20 protein-coding genes are annotated in these 21,176 nt (G+C 63.6%); 10 read left to right on the plus strand and 10 right to left on the minus strand.

Annotation, left to right across the window (positions count from 1 at the left end):
• Position 1: 1 nt before the first annotated feature.
• Together ACOQPC_RS13310 and petA are read right to left on the minus strand one after the other, a co-directional pair.
• The gene (locus tag ACOQPC_RS13310; protein ID WP_420606202.1) at positions 2-1,339 is read right to left on the minus strand and encodes a cytochrome b; all 1,338 of its coding nucleotides are present in this window, start codon (positions 1,337-1,339) and stop codon (positions 2-4) included.
• A gap of 10 nt (positions 1,340-1,349) precedes the next feature.
• Complete coding sequence (petA, locus tag ACOQPC_RS13315) at positions 1,350-1,916, minus strand: ubiquinol-cytochrome c reductase iron-sulfur subunit (protein ID WP_420606203.1); 567 nt, start codon at positions 1,914-1,916, stop codon at positions 1,350-1,352.
• Between the two features lie 256 nt (positions 1,917-2,172).
• Here petA and ACOQPC_RS13320 point away from each other — a divergent pair, with 256 nt between their 5' ends.
• A complete protein-coding gene (locus tag ACOQPC_RS13320) occupies positions 2,173-2,622 on the plus strand; it encodes a tRNA (cytidine(34)-2'-O)-methyltransferase (RefSeq protein WP_420608147.1) in 450 nt (149 codons plus the stop codon).
• Positions 2,623-2,639: 17 nt separating this feature from the next.
• Positions 2,640-3,521, plus strand: a complete 882-nt coding sequence (gene hemF / locus ACOQPC_RS13325; RefSeq protein WP_420606204.1) for an oxygen-dependent coproporphyrinogen oxidase — start codon at positions 2,640-2,642, stop codon at positions 3,519-3,521.
• Positions 3,522-3,547: 26 nt separating this feature from the next.
• On the opposite strand, the gene ACOQPC_RS13330 is transcribed toward hemF, so the two are convergent.
• A complete protein-coding gene (locus ACOQPC_RS13330) occupies positions 3,548-4,258 on the minus strand; it encodes a hypothetical protein (protein ID WP_420606205.1) in 711 nt (236 codons plus the stop codon).
• A gap of 148 nt (positions 4,259-4,406) precedes the next feature.
• Here ACOQPC_RS13330 and lipB point away from each other — a divergent pair, with 148 nt between their 5' ends.
• From lipB to ACOQPC_RS13345, 3 genes are read left to right on the plus strand one after another with little or no spacing between them, the layout of a single operon-like run.
• The gene (lipB, locus tag ACOQPC_RS13335) at positions 4,407-5,093 is read left to right on the plus strand and encodes a lipoyl(octanoyl) transferase LipB (protein WP_420606206.1); all 687 of its coding nucleotides are present in this window, start codon (positions 4,407-4,409) and stop codon (positions 5,091-5,093) included.
• A gap of 13 nt (positions 5,094-5,106) precedes the next feature.
• Positions 5,107-5,412, plus strand: coding sequence for a hypothetical protein (locus tag ACOQPC_RS13340; protein ID WP_420606207.1), 306 nt, complete (start codon positions 5,107-5,109; stop codon positions 5,410-5,412).
• A gap of 58 nt (positions 5,413-5,470) precedes the next feature.
• The gene (locus tag ACOQPC_RS13345) at positions 5,471-6,835 is read left to right on the plus strand and encodes an NAD-dependent succinate-semialdehyde dehydrogenase (protein ID WP_420606208.1); all 1,365 of its coding nucleotides are present in this window, start codon (positions 5,471-5,473) and stop codon (positions 6,833-6,835) included.
• Here the strand turns inward: ACOQPC_RS13345 and ACOQPC_RS13350 are convergent, their stop codons facing one another.
• Together ACOQPC_RS13350 and ACOQPC_RS13355 are read right to left on the minus strand one after the other, a co-directional pair.
• A complete protein-coding gene (locus ACOQPC_RS13350) occupies positions 6,836-7,102 on the minus strand; it encodes a Txe/YoeB family addiction module toxin (RefSeq protein ID WP_420606209.1) in 267 nt (88 codons plus the stop codon).
• Complete coding sequence (locus tag ACOQPC_RS13355) at positions 7,099-7,368, minus strand: type II toxin-antitoxin system Phd/YefM family antitoxin (RefSeq protein ID WP_420606210.1); 270 nt, start codon at positions 7,366-7,368, stop codon at positions 7,099-7,101. Before ACOQPC_RS13355 ends, ACOQPC_RS13350 begins: the two co-directional genes overlap by 4 nt.
• A gap of 364 nt (positions 7,369-7,732) precedes the next feature.
• Here ACOQPC_RS13355 and ACOQPC_RS13360 point away from each other — a divergent pair, with 364 nt between their 5' ends.
• The gene (locus ACOQPC_RS13360) at positions 7,733-8,824 is read left to right on the plus strand and encodes a DUF5694 domain-containing protein (protein ID WP_420606211.1); all 1,092 of its coding nucleotides are present in this window, start codon (positions 7,733-7,735) and stop codon (positions 8,822-8,824) included.
• A gap of 254 nt (positions 8,825-9,078) precedes the next feature.
• Here the strand turns inward: ACOQPC_RS13360 and ACOQPC_RS13365 are convergent, their stop codons facing one another.
• The 5 genes from ACOQPC_RS13365 to ACOQPC_RS13385 form a co-directional block, all read right to left on the minus strand.
• Positions 9,079-10,740 carry a long-chain-fatty-acid--CoA ligase gene (locus ACOQPC_RS13365; protein ID WP_420606212.1) on the minus strand — a complete coding sequence of 554 codons (1,662 nt, stop codon included), beginning with the start codon at positions 10,738-10,740 and terminating at the stop codon, positions 9,079-9,081.
• 252 nt (positions 10,741-10,992) lie between these two features.
• The gene (locus ACOQPC_RS13370) at positions 10,993-11,703 is read right to left on the minus strand and encodes a cell cycle transcriptional regulator TrcR (RefSeq protein ID WP_420606213.1); all 711 of its coding nucleotides are present in this window, start codon (positions 11,701-11,703) and stop codon (positions 10,993-10,995) included.
• A 133-nt stretch (positions 11,704-11,836) separates the two neighbouring features.
• Positions 11,837-12,868 (minus strand): glycosyltransferase family 4 protein, encoded by a 1,032-nt coding sequence (locus tag ACOQPC_RS13375; RefSeq protein WP_420606214.1) that lies wholly within the window; start codon positions 12,866-12,868, stop codon positions 11,837-11,839.
• A gap of 318 nt (positions 12,869-13,186) precedes the next feature.
• The gene (locus tag ACOQPC_RS13380) at positions 13,187-14,071 is read right to left on the minus strand and encodes a UDP-2,3-diacylglucosamine diphosphatase (protein WP_420606215.1); all 885 of its coding nucleotides are present in this window, start codon (positions 14,069-14,071) and stop codon (positions 13,187-13,189) included.
• A gap of 302 nt (positions 14,072-14,373) precedes the next feature.
• Positions 14,374-15,351 (minus strand): NAD(P)H-quinone oxidoreductase, encoded by a 978-nt coding sequence (locus ACOQPC_RS13385; RefSeq protein WP_420608148.1) that lies wholly within the window; start codon positions 15,349-15,351, stop codon positions 14,374-14,376.
• A 116-nt stretch (positions 15,352-15,467) separates the two neighbouring features.
• Here ACOQPC_RS13385 and ACOQPC_RS13390 point away from each other — a divergent pair, with 116 nt between their 5' ends.
• The 4 genes from ACOQPC_RS13390 to ACOQPC_RS13405 all read left to right on the plus strand — a co-directional run bounded on the left by ACOQPC_RS13390 (position 15,468) and on the right by ACOQPC_RS13405 (position 21,135).
• Positions 15,468-15,659 (plus strand): DUF1192 domain-containing protein, encoded by a 192-nt coding sequence (locus ACOQPC_RS13390; RefSeq protein WP_420606216.1) that lies wholly within the window; start codon positions 15,468-15,470, stop codon positions 15,657-15,659.
• Positions 15,660-15,797: 138 nt separating this feature from the next.
• A complete protein-coding gene (clpA, locus tag ACOQPC_RS13395; protein WP_420606217.1) occupies positions 15,798-18,125 on the plus strand; it encodes an ATP-dependent Clp protease ATP-binding subunit ClpA in 2,328 nt (775 codons plus the stop codon).
• 58 nt (positions 18,126-18,183) lie between these two features.
• Positions 18,184-18,849 carry an esterase/lipase family protein gene (locus ACOQPC_RS13400; protein WP_420606218.1) on the plus strand — a complete coding sequence of 222 codons (666 nt, stop codon included), beginning with the start codon at positions 18,184-18,186 and terminating at the stop codon, positions 18,847-18,849.
• A gap of 126 nt (positions 18,850-18,975) precedes the next feature.
• Entirely contained in the window at positions 18,976-21,135 is a 2,160-nt protein-coding gene (locus ACOQPC_RS13405; protein ID WP_420606219.1) for a transglycosylase domain-containing protein, read from the plus strand.
• The last annotated feature ends 41 nt before the right edge of the window (positions 21,136-21,176 follow it).

Genomic DNA, 21,176 nt, shown 5'->3' on the forward strand with positions numbered 1-21,176 from the left:
TTTATTCGGCCGGCTGGGGCTGGGTGTCGCTACCCATGCCCGGGAGCGCGTCGCGCTCGCCCTTGATGTCATGCTTGTGCAGCACCGCCTCGGTGATCGAACCGGGAAGCGGCAGCGGCTTCTCGAAATGCGAGATCAGCGGCAGAATGATCAGAAAATGCGCGAAATAATAGGCCGATGCGAGCTGGCCCAGCATTACCCACGGCTCCTCGGCCGGCTGCACGCCGCAAAATCCCAGAACCAGGATATCCGCCACCAGCAGCCAGAAGGCGATCTTGAACTTGGGCCGGTAATTGCCCGAACGCACCGGGCTGTTGTCGAGCCAGGGCAGGAAGAACAGGATCAGGATCGATGCGAACATCGCCGTCACGCCCAGCAGCTTTGCAGGCACGATCGTGAACAGGCCGAAGAAACTGAGATCGACGGTAAACGCCCGCAGGATTGCGTAGAACGGCCAGAAATACCATTCGGGCACGATGTGCGCGGGCGTCGAAAGCGGATTGGCCGCGATATAATTGTCCGGATGCCCGAGTGAATTGGGCAGGAAGAACACCAGGATCGCGAACAGGATCAGAAAGACGCCCAGACCGAAACCGTCCTTGGCGGTGTAATAGGGATGGAACGGCACGGTGTCCTGCGGACCCTTGACTGACACACCCGTGGGGTTGTTGGAGCCCGGAATATGCAGCGCCCAGATGTGCAGGATGATGGTGCCCGCGATCACGAACGGCAGCAGATAGTGCAGCGAGAAAAAGCGATTCAGCGTTGCCTGGTCGGGCACGAAGCCGCCGAGCAGCCACTGGCGGATCGGCTCGCCGACGATCGGGATCGCCGAGAAGAAGCCGGTGATCACCTGCGCGCCCCAGAAGCTCATCTGCCCCCACGGCAGCACATAGCCCATGAAGGCGGTGGCCATCATCAGCAGGAAGATGACCAGGCCGAGCAGCCAGATCATCTCGCGCGGGGCCTTGTAGCTGCCATAATAGAGGCCGCGAAAGATATGGATATAGACCACGATGAAGAAGAAGCTCGCGCCATTGCTGTGCGCGTAGCGCATCAGCCAGCCGGAATTGACGTCGCGCATCAACATCTCGACGCTGTCGAAAGCGACGCCGATATCGGCGCGGTAATGCATCGCCAGGATGATGCCGGTAACGATCTGGATGACCAGCGCCACGCCGGCGAGCACACCGAAATTCCAGAAATAGTTGAGGTTGCGCGGCACCGGATAGCCCGCGCCCACCGCGTTGTAGACCAGCCGCGGAAGCGGCAGGCGCTCGTCGATCCAGCGCATCGCCGGATTTTTCGGCTCGTAATGTGCGGCCCAGGGAAAGCTCATCGGTCGGTCCTCAGCCTATCTGAACGACGGTGTCGGAAGAAAATGTGTAAGGTGGCACTTCGAGGTTTCTCGGTGCCGGACCCTGCCGGATGCGGGCGGCGGTATCGTAAGCCGAACCGTGGCACGGGCAGAAATAGCCGCCGAACGGCCCCTTGTTCTCGCCTTCGCCCGCGCCCAGCGGGATACAGCCGAGATGGGTGCAAACCGCCAACGTGATCAGCCAGTTCTCCTTACCCTCCTCGGTCCGCTCCTGCAGCGTCTGCGGATCGCGCAGCGTGGCAACGTTCACCGCATTCGCCTCGGCGATTTCACTGGGCGTCAGATTGCGCACGAAGATCGGCTGCTTGCGCCAGGTGCTCTTGATCGCCTGGCCCGGCTGGATCGAGGAGATATCGATCTCGGTCGACGACAAGGCGAGCACATCCGCGCTGGGGTTCATCTGGTTGACCAGCGGAATCACCGCGACCGTCGCGCCGACGCCGGCGACGGCTACCGCAGCGATATTGATGAAATCGCGCCGGCGCACGCCCTCTTCGCCTTCCTTGAGGACCGGATCAGCCTGTTCGACCGTTGCCATGCAAGACCTTTGCAAATGTTGCGCGCATGACCTGACGCCGCCGGGGAGACACGGGCTTCCTGGAGGCCGAGGCGGATCGGTTCGTCGATCCAGCGCTTCGATTCAGCGGGCCTGATAGCCGGGCACGCCCACCCTGCCAACCGCTTTTTAGTATAGTGCGGCACCGTAACGATCGGCTGCGCAAGCCGTTTCGAGACCGCAACGGAATTGGCCTATGCGCTTCAACTTTCGCGCGATGCGGGTTACTGCCAGTGCCATGCAGATTGCCCTGTTTCAGCCCGATATCGCCGGCAATGTCGGTACCATCCTGCGCCTCGCCGCCTGCTTCGGCGTGCCGTGCGACATCATCGAACCGTGTGGCTTTGCCTTTTCGGACCGCGCGCTGAGACGTGCGGGCATGGACTATGCCGAGGCCGCGAGCGTGACGCGCCATGCCGACTGGCGGCATTATTCCGGGGCGCGGGCGGGCAGACGCCTCGTCCTGCTCAGCAGCAAGGCCGAACGCTCGCTCTACGATTTTCCGTTCGATGCCGAAGATCAGCTGATTTTCGGATCGGAAAGCGCAGGCGTGCCGGACGACGTGCGCGGGGCGGTTGGCGAAGCGCTTCGCATTCCGATGAAACCGGGCTTCCGCTCGCTCAATCTGGCGGTCGCCGCTGGCATCGCGCTCTCCGAGGCGCTACGCCGGAGCGGACGGTTTCGATGACGCGTTAGAGGATCAGCATGCCAGGCCACTCCCCCGACACCACCGGTCTCGCGCTGGACAACCAGCAGACGCGCGCCCGCGCCTGGTTCGAGGAACTGCGCGACCGGATATGCGCCGCGTTCGCGACGATCGAGCGCGAGGCGGGATCGGACGCCTCGTTCGATTATGCCGACTGGCAGCGCGAGGACCCTGAGGGTCAGCCGGGCGGCGGCGGCGTGCGCGGGGTGATGAAGGGCGAGGTGTTCGAAAAGGTCGGCGTCAACGTCTCCACCGTCGGCGGCGCGTTCAACCCGGATTTCGCGCGATCGATCAACGGCGCCGAGGACGATCCGAGCTTCCTCGCCACCGGCATCAGCTTGGTCGCGCATATGGCCAATCCGCATGTGCCCGCGGTGCATATGAACATGCGCTTCCTCAGCACCACCAAGCGCTGGTTCGGCGGCGGCGCGGACCTCAATCCGCCGATCCCCTATGATGAAGACACCGCGAGCTTCCACGCCCGTCTGCGCGCCGCCTGCAGCCCCTATGGTCCGGACGTGTACGAACGCTATTCCAAATGGGCCGAGGAATATTTCTTCATCCCGCACCGCGGCGTCCACCGCGGCGTCGGCGGCATCTTCTACGACCATCTGGAAACTGGCAGCGACGCGCTGTTCGAACGCAATTTCCGCTTCACCCGCGATGTCGGCGAGGCGTTTCTGGACATCTATCCCGCGATCGTGCGCCGGCGCATGGACCACAGCTGGGACGACGAGGATCGCGCGCGTATGCTCGCCTGGCGCGGGCGCTATGCCGAATTCAACCTGATCTACGACCGTGGGACGCTGTTCGGCCTCAAGACCGGCGGCAATATCGACGCGATCCTGATGAGCCTGCCGCCCGAGGCCCGCTGGGACTGAGCGGGTGCGCGGCGGGCCCTTCTCTGCTAGAAGGTTTCTTCGAGCACGCGCTGGTCGAAGCTGCTGGTCAGTTGACGGTAGATGGCCGCATAAACTGCAGCCAACACCACGCTGAACACCGCGCTGGCCGCCGAACTGACGATATTGTTGGCGAACAACGCGGCCTCCTGCGGCAGCAGCAGGCCGATCGGAATACCGATCACCGCGGTTGCCGCCACCAGCGCGACCAGCCCGACGATGAACACGATCAGCAGGAAGAAGAAGATGCGCAGGCTGTTGCCCTTGGTTGCGCGCCAGGAGCGCTTCATTGCCTCGATGGGATTGGCAATGTTTTCCGCGGCGATCACCGCACCGCCCAACGAAAATTTGATCGCCAGATAAATCCCCGGAATTACCAACAGAAAAAACCCGATCAGAACTAAAATCCCGGTCAGAATACCGAGCAGCAGAAACGGTATGAACAATTTCAGCGCCGTAATCAGCGCCTCGCCGATGGTCTGGTTACTGCGCAGAAAAACCACGTAGAGCGCGATTGAACCGATCATCGAAACCAATATGCCCAGGATGAGAAACCAGCCGTTGGCAGTGAACCACTGCTCGTACACAGTCATGACCTGATTATAAGTCTGCACGCCGGACGCATCGATATTGCCGGCGAGATAACCCAAAACGATCTGCGGCAGGAACAGGAATACACCCGCAATGGCGAGCGCCGCCTCCTTGTGCGCCGACAACAAGGCGAGCGCCTCGCTCCACGCGTTCGAAAAATCCAGTTTCTGCGACATTTGAACCGATTCCCTGTTCCCGAACTCGGTTTTCCTAACCGCAGCATCCGATACTGACAAGACTTGCCGCCCGTCGTTCGTCGGTCCATCTGGACGTTCGATGGAATTTCTAACCGGCAAGACAATGGCGAGACGCGAGGCGGGGATCGCGCCGGTGGAGTGGGACGTGGCCGACAGCCGCGTTCCCTATCCGCAAGCCGTGGCGCGGATGGATGCGCGGCAGGCCGCCGTCCATGCGGGCGCGGCGCGTGAGCTGGTGTGGCTGCTCGAACATCCGCCGCTCTACACCGCCGGCACCAGCGCCGATCCCTCCGAACTCCTCAGCGCGCGGCTCCCGGTGTACGAAAGCGGCCGCGGCGGGCGGTACACCTATCATGGGCCGGGCCAACGGGTCGGCTATGTCATGCTGAACCTGAACGAGCGCGGGCGCGATATCCGATGCTATGTCCGTGCACTCGAAGACTGGGTGATCGTAGCGCTGTCCGAACTGGGCATCGCCGCGCGGCGTGCCGAGGGGCGCATCGGCATCTGGTGCGACGACAGCCAACGCCGCGAGGCCAAGATCGGCGCAATCGGCGTGCGCGTGCGCAAATGGGTGACGGCGCATGGATTTTCGGTCAATGTCGATCCGAATCTCACCCATTTCGGCGGGATCGTGCCCTGCGGTATCGGCGAATTTCCGGTGACGAGCATGAAAGCACTCGGTATCGACGCAGGGCTAACCGATCTCGACGCGGCCCTGAAACGCCATTTCGAGTCCTTCCTGGCGGCGGTCGGCGGGCGATAGACGGAGCATGGACATGCGGCATGGAATAACGATCCTGGCGGCGCTATCGGGGTTGGCGGCGTGCGGCGGAAGGAGCGACGACGCGGCAACCGCAGACAATGGCCCGGTATCGGAAACGGTGATGGACAATGTCGACGATTTGCACGGCACGATCGGCGACGACATGATCGCGATCGACGATGTCCGCTCGCAGGCACCGACCGCTGGCGACCAGCCAGAGAGCACCGAGGATGGGGCAAAGGTAACAGACGGCGACGTCTCCGCCGACGGCAGCCCGCCCGCTGATTCGGGGCCGAGCGACCAGGCGGACGCCGAATAGACGCGGAACGTTCCCCCCGTTCTCGCGCTGTCCTGACAAAGCCATCAGGAGCGAGCCCATGAGCATCACCACCCGCAATCCCGCCACCGGCGAAAAGCTGGAGGAATATACCGAACTCAGCGCAGCCGAGATCGAGACGAAGCTGGCCAAGGCGTCGGACTGCTATGCCGACTGGAGCAAGAGCGATTACGGCACGCGGACCGTCCTGCTGTCCGCCATCGCCGACGCCTTTGAGGAACATAGCGATCAGCTCGGCCGGCAAATCACGCTGGAAATGGGCAAGACGTTCGCCTCGGCCAAGGCCGAGGCCACGAAATGCGCCACCGCCTTTCGCTATTACGCCGAGCATGGGCCCGCCTTGCTCGAGGACGTGAAATGGGAGCGCGCGGACGGCAACGTCTACACGCGCTATCTGCCGATGGGTCCGGTGCTCGCGATCATGCCGTGGAATTTCCCGCTGTGGCAGGCGGTGCGCTTCATCGCGCCGGCGATCATGGCGGGCAATGTCGGCCTGCTGAAACATGCCAGCGTCACCATGGGCTGCGCCGAGATGATGGACGCGGTGATCCGCGGTGCCGGCGCGCCGGAGGGGTTGTTCCAGAATCTGGTGATCAAGGCCGATGCGGTGGCGGGCATCGTGGCGGACGACCGCGTGGTCGCCGCCACGCTGACCGGCAGCGAAGGCGCAGGCTCCGCGGTCGCCGAGACGGCGGGCAAGCAGCTCAAGAAGATGGTGCTGGAACTGGGCGGATCGGACCCGTTCATCGTCATGCCATCGGCCGACATCGCGGACGCCGCCGAGAAAGCGGTCAAGGCGCGCATTCAGAACACCGGGCAAAGCTGCATCTGCGGCAAGCGCATGATCGTCCATGCCGAGGTCTATGACGATTTCATGGACAAATTCCGCGAGCGTATGAAGGCGGTGAAATGGGGCGACCCGTTCGACGAGGCGACAGCGATGGGTCCGCTTTCCAGCTTCGAGCAGCGCGACACCGTGCTGGACCAGATGAAGGAGGTCGCCAAGACCGACGCCGTCGTCGAGTTCGGCGGCGAGGCAGTGGGCGACACCGGCGCCTATATGGACGCCGGGATCATCTCGGGCATGACCACCGACAATCCGCTGATGGAGGAAGAGCTGTTCGGCCCAGTGGCGATGGTGTTCAAAGCCAAGGACGCGGACGACGCCATCCGCATCGCCAATGCCTCGCCCTATGGTCTCGGCTCGGCGGTGTTCACGCAAGACGAAGCCGAGCAGCAACGCTTCGCCAACGAGATAGAATCGGGCATGACGGCGTTCAATCAGGTGCTGGCATCCATGCCCGAAGCCCCGTTCGGCGGCATCAAGCGCTCCGGCTACGGCCGCGAACTCAGCGCATTCGGTCTGCACGAATTCATGAATGCCAAGACGGTGTTCGCCGACTGATCAATAATGATACCGGCACTGGAGGATTTCCAGCGCTTGCCCGTCTCCCTGACCGCGAACCCGGTAAACCAGCCGGTGCTCGTAATCGATCCGGCGCGACCACCAGCCTTTCAGATTGCCCTTGAGCGGTTCCGGCCTACCGGTGCCGCGAAATGGACCGCGCAGGCATTCGGCGATGAGTGCGTTGAGTTTTTTGAGGCCGGCCCCGCCCTCGCGCTGCCAATCGAGATAGCCTTCCCAGCCCTCGATATCGAACGTCAGCTTCACGTCTCGCCGCTATCGGGATCGATCAGTTCATGCTCCTCACCCAGCCCCGCGTCGAGTCGCGCGATGCCCTCCATCAACGCCTTGGCGTTGGCGGGGGACGAGAGCAGATACAGCGTCTCCTCGATCGAATTCCAATCGTCGAGCGAGACCATCACCACCGATGCACCGCGCTGGCGCGAAACCACCACCGGCATGCTGTCCGCCACCACGCGATCCATGATCGCCTTCAGATTCTTGCGGACATCGGAATAGGTTTCTACGTGCATAAATAACGCTTGTACTGTTTTTTGTACAATGTCAATCGGTATCAATCGAATGCAAAATAAAAGCGCTTCATGCCACGCAATTACGTAATATAATTGCGCAAAGGCTACAAAAACTCCGCAGATGCATTGCAAAAGCGCGACATAGAGTTTCCTACAAATCGGCAAAGAGCGGTTGGAGTATATTCCTCCTATGAGGTCATAAATTTCCCAACATTGCAAGGCCTTGGCTTGGCAAACTATGGCCGACATTCCCGCCCGCGCGAACGAATTTTGCGGAACCGAGGCGAGACAGCGCTTGACGTTATCGGTGTGGTATATGATTACTACAGTGGCGGAGCGAGTGGATTGGCATAGTCGAGGAAAAATGATGAACCGTTTAGCGGCGGCCATGCTCCTGAACCTGGCGATATTCTGCACACCAAACTGGGCCTCGGCGCAAAATTTCGATCCGCGCGACTATCAGGCGAAGATCGATGGCGAACCGACGCGGATCATGGTGCTGGGAACGGCCCACCTCGGCAACACGCCCGACGACTGGGACCCCGAGGTCCTGGAAGCGCTGCTGGATCGGCTCGCGGCATTCAAGCCGGATGTGATCACGACCGAAGATCAGCCCGGCCCCACGCTGACCAAATTATGGGCGTACCGGGAGCTCTCTCCCGAAACCGCCGCAACTTACGGGGGACGTGCCTTGCGGATGGCCAGCGAAGCGGGGCTCGGCCTCGATATGGACATGCCGCAAGCCGCTGCGGCGGTCGGCAGATTGCTGCTGGATTGGCCGGCGAATCCCGAACCCGTGCAGCGCCGACGTCTGGCGGCGTTGTTCGCCGCGGCCGGAGACCCTCATTCGGCCCTGGTGCAATGGTGGCGTCTGCCCGAGGGCGAACGGATTGCGGGGGACGGCATCTCCGGGCGGCTCGCAACCCAATTGGGCGAGCTGGGCGAATCCCACAATGAAAGCGTGACGATTGCCGCGCGCCTGGCGGCGCGTCTGGGCCTGGAGCGCATCGATCCGGCCGATTCGCAAGAGGAAAGCACGTTCACGCCGCACGAAGCCGATCTGTTTGGCAAATCGGTTTTTCCCGCGCTGCTCGAACGGGTTCACGCCGAGCCGGTGCTGGAGGATCGCGGTGACGTGTCGCGGATGACCGATGGCGAGAAAACGCTTGGCGAATATCGCAAGCTCAATTCTCCCATCATCAACCGGCGGTCATCCGAAATCGAATGGCTCGGGGTGATCGACCGACCGACCCAAGACGATGTCGGCCGCAAGCGCGTGGCGGGATGGGAAGTGCGCAACATGCGGATCGCCGCCAACATCCGCGAGGCCAGCGCGCGAGCACCTGGCGGCCATGTTCTCGTGATCGTCGGCGCGGCGCACAAAATCTGGCTCGAAGCCTATCTGGGCATGATGGCCGATGTGGAGATCGTTTCGACAGATACGGTGTTGCAGTGATCGAACGTCAGCTGACGACGCGATGGCTGACATTTCCTTCACCGTCACCCCGGGCCTGACCCGGGGTCCAGCTGCTGAACGCCGACGGTCATTGCGGCACCAAATGCTTTGGCAGAAGCGGCTCCTGCGATATTGCCCAAAATGCATATCGTGAGGAAAAAGCTGGACCCCGGGTCAAGCCCGGGGTGACGATATCTAGTGGGCGACAGTTTTCAACAGAATACACCCAGAAACCGCCATTCGGTCCACCCTCCTTAAACCCCCTCTTCCGCCCGCAGCGCCTTGCGATCCAGCTTGCCGATCATCGTCTTGGGCAGCTCGCCGCGCACCACCACCGCTTTCACGCGCTCATGCTTGCCGACCTTGGGGTTGAGCCAGGCCGTCAGCGTATCGCCGTCGACCTCCGCGCCCTCGTTCAGCGTCACGAACGCCTTGGGCAGTTCGCCGTGATATTCGTCCGGCACGCCGATCACGAGCGCCTCGCGCACCGCGTCATGGGTGTAGAGCACGTCTTCGATATGGCTGGGGAAGACCTTGAAGCCGCCGACCGCGATCATGTCCTTCAGCCGATCGACGATGGCGATGAAGCCGTCCGCGTCGATCGTCGCGACATCGCCGGTGCGCAGATAGTCGCCGACGAACACCTCTTTGTCCGCCTCGGGCCGGTTCCAGTAACCCCGCATCACCTGCGGCCCCGAAAAGGCGAGTTCGCCGGGCTCGCCATCGGGCGCGGGCCGCGACGGGTCTTCCTTGTCGAGCAGCTTGACGTCGGTGCCGGGGATCGGCTGGCCGATCGTGCCGATCTTGCCCGGCCCTTCATAGGGATTGCTGGACACCACGCCCGAGCTTTCGGTGAGGCCATAGCCCTCGATCAGCCGCGAGCCGGTGACGTCCTCCCAGCGCGTCTTCACCGTTTCGGCCAAAGGCGCGCCGCCGGAGATGCAATATTGGAGCGAGGCGAAATCGGTGCGCCCGATCGCCGGATGATCGAGCAGCGCGCGGTACATCGTCGGCACGCCCGGCATCGATATGGGCTTGGTGCGGGCGATGGCTTTCAGCGTATCGCCCGCATCGAAGCGCGGCAGCATCACGATCTCGCCGCCGCGCAGCACGGTGCGGTTGAGCACGCAGGCATTGGCGAACACGTGGAACAGCGGCAGCACGCCCATGATCCGGTCGACCGGCACGGTGCCCGGATCGATCAGCTGGATCTGGCGGGCGTTGGCGGTGAGGTTCTGATGCGTCAGCATCGCGCCCTTGGGGGTGCCGGTGGTGCCGCCGGTATATTGCAGCAGCGCCACATCGTCCGGCTGCGGTTCGGGGATGGCCAGATGGCCGTCATTATCGACCAGCGCGGACCAGCGCGTGACCGCCTTGTCCTTCGGGATATGCGCGACGTCGGCGCGCTTCAGCAGGCGATAGGCCAGCCCCTTGGTCACCGGCAGCGCCTCGGCGACCGATCCCACCACCAGCTTTTCCAGCGCGCTGTCCTTCAGCACGGCGAGCGCGGTGGGCAGCAGCGCGGTGGCATCGACGGTGATCAGCAGCTTCGTGCCGCTGTCCGCGACCTGATGGCCTAGCTCGGCGACGCTGTAGAGCGGCGAGAAATTGACCACCGTCATCCCGGCGATCATCGCGCCATAATAGGCGCCAAGATAATGCGGAACATTGGGCAGGAACAGCCCGACACGGTCGCCGGGTTTCAGGCCCAGCGCGTGCAGCCCGGCGGCCACCTGCATCGCGCGCGCGGCAACATCCGAATAGCTGAACTTGCGGCCGAGAAAATCGATCAGCGGGGCCTGCGGGCGTTCGCGCACCGAGGCGGCGAACATCTGCGGCACGGTCAGCGGCGCGAACTCCTGCATCCAGCCATGGGGATGCCGGTATTTTTCACCGCTCCAGATGCTCTCGTCCATATATCCACCTCCGCCTGCTGACACTGCTGTAAGCGAGCGAAGTGGCGGGAGCAACCGGATCGAGAATGAGGACGCGTAACGGCTACCGGACCCAAGCTGACCCAACCATCTTCGTCGCCCCAGCGAAAGCTGGGGTCTCGGGCCGCATCGAATTGACGCCCGAGATGCCAGCTTTCGCTGGCATGACGAACCGTTTTGGAGATGGCTTGCTAAAGGCCAAACTGGCGCGGCCCGAGGCCCGCACCAAGAGCCTCACCGCTTGAACAGGTTCTCGGCGGTGAGTTCCTCGCCCTGCGGCGGCGCGGCGGGTTCGCCTTCGCTGCCCTCCGGCGCATCCTCGCCCTCGCGCAGCGCTTCCTCGGCGAGGCGCTTTTCCTCGGCGCGTTCGGCGCGCAGTTCCTCGATCAGGGCGGCGCGGTCGACGCCCTGCTTGGCCTCGTCGACGCCCTGCTCCTCGATGCCCGCCTTCTTGGCCGCCTTGGCGACGACGGCATCGAGCTCGCGCTGCGAACAGAGGCCCAGCGTCACCGGGTCCTTGGACTGGATTTCGGCGATGTTCCAGTGGCTGCGATCGCGGATCGCGTTGATCGTGTTGCGCGTGGTGCCGATCAGCTTGCACAGCTGCGCGTCGGAAATTTCCGGATGGTTGCGCAGCAGCCAGGCGATGCCGTCGGGCTTGTCCTGTCGCTTGGACACCGGCGTGTAACGCGGGCCCTTGGTACGGCGCACCTGGTCCGGACCTTTCTGAATCTGCAGCTTGTAATCGCCATCGGCCTGGCCGCGCTCGATCTCTTCCAGCGTCAGCTCGCCGGCGCGCACCGGATCGCGGCCGGTATATTTGCTCGCGGTCATGTCGTCGGCCATCGCCTGGATTTCCAGAATATGCAGACCGCAGAAATCGGCGATCTGGTCGAAGCCGAGCGAGCTGTTGTCGACCAGCCAGGCGGCAGTCGCGTGGGGCATCAGGGGAGCCGAATTCTGGGCCACGGTATTTTCTCCAAACAATAAGGGCCACCCCTCGCGGGATGGCCGTGTTGCGGCAGAATGTAGGGCAAAGCGGCGGCGGCGGCAAGGCTCGCAGATCGGGGACTTGCGTTCAGGCGGCCCGGGGCGGTTGCACGGCGTCCGAAGACGGCTCCAGCGCGGCGAGAAATTCGCGCGCGCTCGCCGCCCAGGTGAAGTGCGAGCCGTAAGCGGCGCAGGCCTCCCGGTCGAGCGTCAGTGCGGTGGCGATGGCGTCCTCCAGCCGCTCGGCCATCGCACCGCTTTCGCGGCTCAACACGTCGAGCGGGCCGGGCACCGGATAGGCCGCGACGGGCGTGCCGCAGGCCAGCGCCTCGATCATCACGAGGCCGAATGTATCGGTGCGCGATGGAAAGACGAAGCAGTCGGCGCCCGCATAGCAACCGGCCAGCTCCTCACCCGATTTGGGCCCGAGGAAATGAGCGTCGGAAAACCGCCCCTTCAGTTCGTCGCGCGCGGGGCCATCGCCGACGACGACCTTGCTGCCCGGCACGTCGGCGGACAGGAACGCCTCGACATTCTTTTCCACCGCCACCCGGCCGACATAGAGCAGGATCGGACGCGGCAAACCGGAGTAGCGCGCGGGCCGCCGGGCGTCCGGTGAAAAGGCGGCAAGATCCACGCCGCGGCCCCAATGCGCCAGATGCTCGATCCCGTGGGTGCGCAGTTCGGCGGCGATGCTGTCGGTGGCCACCATCACGCGGGCCGAGCGGGCATGGAAGCGGCGCATCAGCGGCCAGATCAGCTCGGGCGAAACCCCCGTCCGCCGCGCGATATAATCGGGGAACATGGTATGGAAGGCGGTGGTGAAGGCACGGCCGTGGCGCACGCACCAACGGCGTGCGGCGAGGCAAAGCGGCCCTTCGGTCGACAGATGGATCGCGTCGGGCGCGAACTCTTCGAGCATCGCGCCGACCGTGCGGCTGGTCGCCAGCGCCAGCCGGATTTCGGGATAGGTCGGACAAGGAAAATTGGCGAACTGGTCGGGCGAGACGACGCAAATCTCATGCCCCATGTCGCGCAGTTCCTGCGACACGCTGGTCAGCGTGCGCACCACGCCGTTGACCTGCGGATGCCAGGCATCGGTGACGATCGCGATCTTCATGGGGCGCATTCAGGGAATGTCGGAATTTCCGTGCTCCTGCGAAGGCAGGAGCCCAGCAGGCACCCTCTGATGATGGGCTCCTGCCTTCGCAGGAGCACAGGGAAAGAGGGTTCTAAAATCATGGCGATCATGTGCTTTGCAAACCCAGTCGGATGGAAATTCAGAACGGCATAGCTTCGCCTTTCCTTTTTCGTCATGCCAGCGAAAACTGGCATCTCAGGCCTCATGGCGATCCCGCCCGAGACCCCAGCTTTCGCTGGAGTGACGAAAAAAGGAAACGGGTGTGCAAGGTACGTAATCGCCAAAATCATCAGATGGCTATTCCGCCGCCTCGAGCATCGGCTCGGCCAGCGCGGCCTCGTCCGCATCGCGCCGCGCGATCTCGTCGGCCCAGTGCAGAATTTCCATGCGCCCGTCGAAATGCTCCACCAGCGCGGTGCAGCCCTCCACCCAGTCGCCGTCATTATAATATTCCACGCCGTCGATCATACGATATTCGGCGGTATGGATATGGCCGGCGACCACGCCGTCGACGCCGCGCTGGTGCGCCGCGCGCGCGACCAGCTCCTCGAAGCGGGAGATGAACTCGACCGCGTTCTTGACCTTGTGCTTGGCCGCCTTGGACAGCGACCAATACGACAGCCCCATACGCCTGCGCACCAGATTGGTGATGTGGTTGAGCCGCATCATCAGCGCATAGGCGGTGTCGCCGACAAAGGCGAGCCAGCGATGCGCGAGCATGATCGTGTCGAACTCGTCGCCGTGCAGGATCAGCAGGCGGCGGCCGTCGGCGGTGTCGTGGAACGCCGCGCGCTTGATCTCGACCCCGCCGAAGTTGAGGCCGGTGAACTGGCGGAACATCTCGTCGTGATTGCCCGGCACATAGACGATCCGCGTGCCGCGCTTGGCGCGCTTCAGGATGCGCCAGACGATGTCGTTATGCGCCGCGGGCCAATAGAATTTCTTCTTCAGCCGCCAGCCGTCGATGATGTCGCCGACCAGATACATGGTGTCGCTGTCGACATGGTCGAGAAAATCGATGAGCATTTCCGCGTTGCACCCGCGCGTTCCGAGATGGACATCGGATATCCAGACGGTGCGGTACTTCTTGCGGTGCACATCCTTGGCTTGCGGGCGCAAGCGCAGCCGGTCGTCGTAGAGTTTCTCGTCGAGCGGTAGTGGAAAATCGGTCAGAGCGTTCATGGCAGCTCCCTCCCAAGTCGATCCCCAGTGGATGGACCGTCGATGCCAGCGCATTATGACATAGCAAGCGTGAAGGAATGAAGCTTTTTTTACAGTCCACTCCGTTTCAACAGTTTATCCACAGGAGTAGGTCGCTGTTCGCTACCAGATTAAATGATTTACACCGCCGTCACTGCGAGGAGCCGTGAGGCGACGAAGCAATCCAGAGCTGATACAGCGTCGCAGCGGCTCTGGATTGGTTGGCCTACGGTCGCCTTCGGCCCGGCCTGCGGCCTCGCAATGACGAAAATGCCGATCGACGGTCAAATAGCGAGCACGATCTTGCCGACATGGTCGCCTGCTTCCATGCGTTCGTGCGCGGCCGCCGCCTCGGCCAGCGGGTACACCTTGTCGATGGCGGGCTTCAACTGTCCCTCGGCGACCAGCGGCCAGACATTGCGGTGGATTTCGTCGGCGAGCAGCGCCTTGAAGCCGCCGTCACGCGCGCGCAAGGTCGATCCGGTCAGCACCAGCCGCCGCTGCATGATGTCCATGACAGAAATCTCGGCGCTGACGCCGCGCTGGAAGGCGATCGAGACATGGCGGCCGTCGGACGCAAGGCAGGTAAGATTGCGCGGAACGTAATCGCCGCCGATCATGTCGAGCACGACGTCGACGCCCTCGCCGCCGGTCAGCCGCTTGATCTCCTCTACGAAATCGCTGGCTTTGTAATTGATCGCATCGACTGCGCCGAGCGCGCGTGCGGCATCGCATTTTTCGTCCGATCCGCAGGTGACATAAACCGTCAGCCCGAACAGCGCGCCGAGTTTGATCGCCATCGACCCGATCCCGCTGGTGCCGCCATGGACGAGCACCCGCTCGCCCTGCCCGGCATAGCCGCGCTCGAACAGATTGTGCCACACGGTGAACAGTGTCTCCGGGATCGCCGCGGCCTCTTCCATCGTGATCGCATCCGGAACCGGCAGGCACTGCCCGGCAGGAGCGGTGCAATATTCGGCATAGCCGCCGCCGGCGACCAGCGCGCAAACCGGCTGACCGAGCAGCTCGTCGCCCGTATCTTCGCCCAGCGCGACCACCTCGCCCGCGATTTCCAGGCCCGGCAGGTCCGAGGCGCCGGGCGGCGGCGGATAATGGCCCTTGCGCTGCAGGACGTCGGGCCGGTTGACCCCGGCGGCGGAAACTTTGATCAGATATTCTCCTGCCCCGGGCCGCGGCAGCGGGCGCTCAACCGGTTTCAGGACATCCGAATCGCCGGCGCCTTCGATCGCTATGCAGCGCATGTTGTGCGGTAGATCGGCGCCTCGGCTCATTGCTATGCCCTCGTCCATGGCCGCGGTCCCCGTCGCGACATCGCGGAGTTATTGACAGACGCCGCGCCCGCGTCAACATTTCGTCCATGACCGATGCCGACGAACCCCGCCCGTCCGAGCCGCTCACCCGGCTGCTGCGAGAGGATCTCGATCCGCTTTCGGTGGCCGAGCTCGACGCGCGCATCGCCGCGCTGACCGGTGAGATCGCCCGCTGCGAGAGCAAGAAGAACGCCGCTGTCAGCCACCGCGCCAATGCCGACGCGTTGTTCAAGAAATAGCGTTTGGATAATCTTCGCCCCGTTGAAACCGCGCGGGAAAATCCGACATAGAGCTTGAACCGACGCGAAAGCCCGTCATCATGGCGCTGACCGCTCGCACCCAAATGCGGCTCCCCGGCCGCACCGGAGACCTTCCCAATGCCCAGCTTCACCGAATCCCTCGAGAAAACCCTGCACCAGGCGCTCATGAACGCCTCGGACCGTCGTCATGAATATGCCACGCTGGAGCATCTGCTGCTGGCGCTGATCGACGACAGCGACGCGGCCAAGGTGATGCAGAGCTGCGGCGTGGACATGGGCGAGCTGGGCGAGGCGGTATCGGCCTACCTCGACACCGAGCTGGATTCGCTGCGGGTTACGGGCAAGAAGGTCGATCCCTCGCCGACCAGCGGGTTTCAGCGCGTGGTGCAGCGCGCAATCCTGCATGTGCAAAGTTCGGGCAAGGATCTCGTCACCGGCGCCAATGTGCTGGTCGCGCTGTTCGCCGAGCGCGAGAGCTATGCGGTCTATTTCCTGCAACAGCAGGACATGAGCCGCCTCGACGCGGTGAGCTATATCAGCCACGGCGTGGGCAAGAACGGCGAGGTCGAAGGCTCCGACGAACCGGCCGAGCCCGGGGAAAAGTCCGAGGAAAAGGACGGCAAGTCGAAAAAGGACGGCGCGCTGGAACAGTTCACCGTCGATCTCAACGCCAAGGCCGCCGCCGGCCGGATCGATCCGCTGATCGGCCGCTCGCTGGAGGTCGATCGCACCATCCAGATCCTGTGCCGCCGCTCGAAGAACAACCCGCTCTACGTGGGCGAGCCGGGCGTGGGCAAGACGGCTATCGCCGAGGGCCTGGCGCGCCGCATTCATGAAGGCAACGTCCCCGACGTGCTGAAGGAAGCGACGATCTACTCGCTCGACATGGGTGCACTGCTCGCGGGCACGCGCTATCGCGGCGATTTCGAGGAGCGGCTGAAATCGGTCGTGTCCGAGCTCGAAAAGCTGCCACACGCGGTGCTTTTCATCGACGAGATCCACACCGTAATTGGGGCGGGCGCGACCTCCGGCGGGGCAATGGACGCCTCCAACCTGTTGAAGCCCGCGCTGTCGGGCGGCACGATCCGCTGCGTCGGCTCGACCACCTACAAAGAATTCCGCAACCATTTCGAGAAGGACCGGGCGCTGCTCCGCCGCTTCCAGAAGATCGATATCAACGAGCCGACGATCGAGGATACGGTCAAGATTCTCGCCGGCCTGCGCTCCGCCTTCGAGGAACATCACAACGTCAAATACACGCCCGACGCCATCCGCAGCGCTGTGGAGCTCTCGGCGCGTTACATCAACGACCGCAAGCTGCCGGACAAGGCGATCGACGTGATCGACGAGGTCGGCGCCATGCAGATGCTGCTGCCGCCCAGCCGCCGCCGCAAGATGATCACGCCGACCGAGATCGAAAAGGTGATCGCGACGATGGCGCGCATCCCGCCCAAACAGGTATCGAGCGACGACAAATCCTCGCTCGCCAACCTGGAGGGCGATCTGAAGCGCGTGGTGTTCGGCCAGAACAGAGCGATCGAAACGCTGTCCTCGGCGATCAAGCTCAGCCGGGCGGGGCTGCGCGATCCGGACAAGCCGATCGGCAATTATCTGTTCTCCGGCCCCACCGGCGTCGGCAAGACCGAGGTCGCGCGCCAGCTCGCCTCGATCCTCGGCATTCCATTGAAGCGCTTCGACATGAGCGAATATATGGAGCGCCACAGCGTTTCCCGCCTGATCGGCGCGCCTCCCGGCTATGTCGGCTACGATCAGGGCGGCCTGCTGACCGACGCGGTCGACCAGAACCCGCACAGCGTGCTGCTGCTCGACGAGATCGAAAAGGCGCATCCGGACCTGTTCAACATCCTGCTTCAGGTAATGGACAATGGCCGCCTGACCGATCACCACGGCAAGACGGTGGATTTCCGCAACGTCATCCTGATCATGACGACCAACGCGGGCGCGTCCGACATGGCCAAGGAAGGCATCGGCTTCGGCGCCAACATCTCGAAGGAAGACGCCAGCGAGGAAGCGGTCAAGAACCTGTTCTCGCCGGAGTTTCGCAACCGTCTCGATGCGATCGTGCCGTTCGCCTATCTGCCCACCGAAGTCGTTGCCCGCGTCGTCGAAAAATTCATCCTGCAGCTGGAGATGCAGCTGGAGGAGCAGAACGTTCACATCAGCCTGGACGATGAAGCCAAGGCCTGGCTCACGACACGCGGTTACGACCGGCTTTACGGCGCGCGCCCGATGGGGCGTTTGATTCAGGAGAAGCTCAAGCAACCGCTCGCCGAAGAACTGTTGTTCGGCAAACTGGAACATGGCGGCGAGGTGAGCGTGCGGATCAAGGACGATCAGCCGACCTTCGAAATCACGCCCGCGCCGCCCAAGGCTAAAGGCAAGAAGAAAAAGACCAAGCCGAAAAAGCCGAGCGAGGCGAAATAAGCGGCAAGGAGCAGCGGATCATGGGATTCGCTGCCCGCTTTTTGTTGGCGGACATGCGATGAGCGAACATGGCACCGTCATCCTGCTGCACGGCTTCGGCATGCGGCCGATCACGATGCTGCCGGTCGGGCGGAGCCTGCACAGGGCCGGGTTCGCCACGCTGGCGCTGCCCTATCGTTCGCGGCTGCATCCGCTCGAGCAGATCGTCGACGAACTGCTTCCCATGCTGAACGGCGTAAAGGATGGCCCGGTGCATTTCGTCACCCACAGCATGGGCGGGCTGGTCGCACGCGCGCTGATCGCACGGGCACGGCCCAAGGCTATGGATAAAGTGGTGATGCTCGGCCCGCCCCATGGCGGCAGCGAATGGGTCGACCTGCTCGCGCGCGCACGGATTTCCGGTACGTTTTTCGGCCCCGCCGAAGAAGTGCTGTCGCTGCGCCGCCCGGAACGGGTCGAGAGCCTGCTAGGCGAGGTCGACTATCCGATCGGCATCATCGCCGGAAACCGGCCGACCGGCGTGCCGATCTTTTCAGCGCGCATTATGCCCGGGCCGCATGACGGCAAGGTCTCGGTCGCCGCGACGCATCTTCGGGGCGAGGCGGACCATATCGTCATGCCGGTCTCGCACATGGCGATGATCTGGGACGGGGCGGTGCAAGCGCAGGTCGTGCATTTTCTGCGCCACGGCTCGTTTGCTCAGGAAACGGAAGCCAAACCATGAAACGAGCATCACTCTGGTGGGCGCCCGGACCCACCAATTCGGCCGACGGCAGGGACGCTTACCGCAGCCGCGCCACATGCAAATTTCCCCTCGCCCATCCTGTCTTGTCCGTATAATACAGCCAGCATGAGCGACGGACCCAGAGATTTGCCTCGCGGCTGGCCGAACGCGCCCGGCGATGGCGGCGCAATAGACTGGGACGATTACGGCATCGCCGCCGCGCCGCTTCCGACACCCGAGGAAAAGCCGCCGCATCGTGGCTGGCTACGCCGCCATTGGCGCTGGCGCTATTTGAAATGGGCGATCTACACCGCGTTCGTACTGCTGGTGCTGCTGATCGGCTGGCTCACGCTGTTCGTGCCGGTCTCGCGCACCGCGCAGCCGCTGGTGCCGCCGCAGATCGTGCTGGAGACGCAAGGCGGCCAGGCGATCGCGCGCAAGGGGCCGACCATGGCCGAGCCGGTAGAGATCGCCGATCTTCCGCCGCATGTCGTAAACGCGTTCCTTGCGGTCGAGGACCGGCGCTTCTACGATCATTGGGGAATCGATCCGCATGGCATTGCTCGCGCGCTGTGGAGCAATTTGCGCTCCGACACGCAGCAAGGCGGCAGCACGATTACTCAGCAGCTGGCCAAGCTCAGCTATCTGAAGCTGGACCGGACGGTCGGGCGCAAACTCAAGGAGGTGCCGATCGCGTTGTGGCTGGAGGCGTGGCTGAGCAAGGACGAGATCCTGGAGCGCTATCTGTCCAACGCCTATTTCGGAGACAATGTCTACGGGCTGCGCGCCGCTTCGATGCATTATTTCTACCGTCAGCCCGAACGGCTGACCCTGACGCAGGGCGCGATGCTCGCTGGATTGGTCAAGGCCCCTTCCACGCTGGCGCCGACCCGCAATTACAAGGGCGCGGTCGCGCGGGAAAAGGTGGTGCTCTCGGCAATGGCGGGAGCGGGCTACATGACGCCCGACACGGCGCGCGCGGTCAAACCGGCAACGATCGACCATCGCCCCGGATCCTCGATGCCAGCCGGCTCCTATTTTGCTGACTGGGCGCTGGGACAGGCGCGCGCGGTGACCGAGGATGCGGGCTATAAAACCGTGCACATCCGCACCACGCAGGACGGCCGACTGCAGCGGTTGGCCGAGCGGATCGCCCGCCGTTCGGCCCCCGCCGGGGCGGAGGTTGCAATCGTGGCGATGCGCCCGAACGGGCAGGTCGTCGCGATGGTCGGCGGCAAGGACTACGGTAGATCGAAATTCAACCGCGCGGTGCAGGCGCGCCGCCAGCCGGGCTCTACGTTCAAGCTGATCGTCTATCTCGCCGCGCTGCAAAGCGGCATGACGCCGGACACGCTGGTCGAGGACAGCCCGATCACCACCGGCGACTATCGCCCCGAAAATGCCGGAAAACATTATCGCGGACGGATCACCCTGCGCGATGCGTTCGCAGTGTCCAGCAATGTGGTGGCGGTAAAACTCTATCAGCAGCTCGGCAGCGCTACGATCGGCCGCGCGGCGCGGTCGCTGGGCATTAACGAGACGCTGCCGGCCAATGCCAGCGTTGCCTTGGGTTCTGCGGGAATCAGCCTGCTGAACCTGACGTCCGCCTTCGCCGGGATCGCGTCCGATTACGCCCCGGTCGAGCCGCACGCCATTGCACAGGGCGAAAAAGGCTTCTTCGGGAGGTTGCTCGACGGACGGGAAGATATCGGCGGACGCGTGCGCGCACAGATGCGCGATCTGCTGGCAGCCAATACCCAGAGCGGCACGGGCCGCGCGGCGCGGCTCGCCATACCGGCGTTCGGCAAAACCGGCACCAGCCAGGACAGCCGCGACGCGCTGTTCGTGGGCTTTGCCGGCGATCTGGTGGTCGGCATATGGATCGGGCGCGACGACAACAGCTCGCTCGGACGCGCCAGCGGCGGCGGCATTCCGGCACGGATGTGGAAGGATTTCATGATCGGCGCGATCCCCGGCGCCGCTCCCCGCGCGGCGCCGGAGCCCAAGCCGGAGCTTGAACCCGCCCTCATCCCCGACGGATCGATCCCTGTGCCCAACGTTCAGTTCGATCCCGACGAGGGCTTGGTGATCGACGGCAATGTCGGCGGCAATGGCGTGCGCATCGACCGCGGGGGAATCCGGATCGATCCCGATGACGAAACGCAGCGCCGCCTGGACCAGCTCGATCGCCGCCGCGAGCAGCTGGAGCGCGCGGTCGAGGCGGCCCAGCACCAAGCCGAAACGCAGGCGCGCGGCGACGAACAAGCCGCCGACCCGCCGCGCTGACGTCGTCGCGCAGCCGTCATCGTCATGCTATAGCGCCAGCT

This window comes from Novosphingopyxis sp., assembly GCF_965218915.1.
GTDB lineage: Bacteria > Pseudomonadota > Alphaproteobacteria > Sphingomonadales > Sphingomonadaceae > Novosphingopyxis.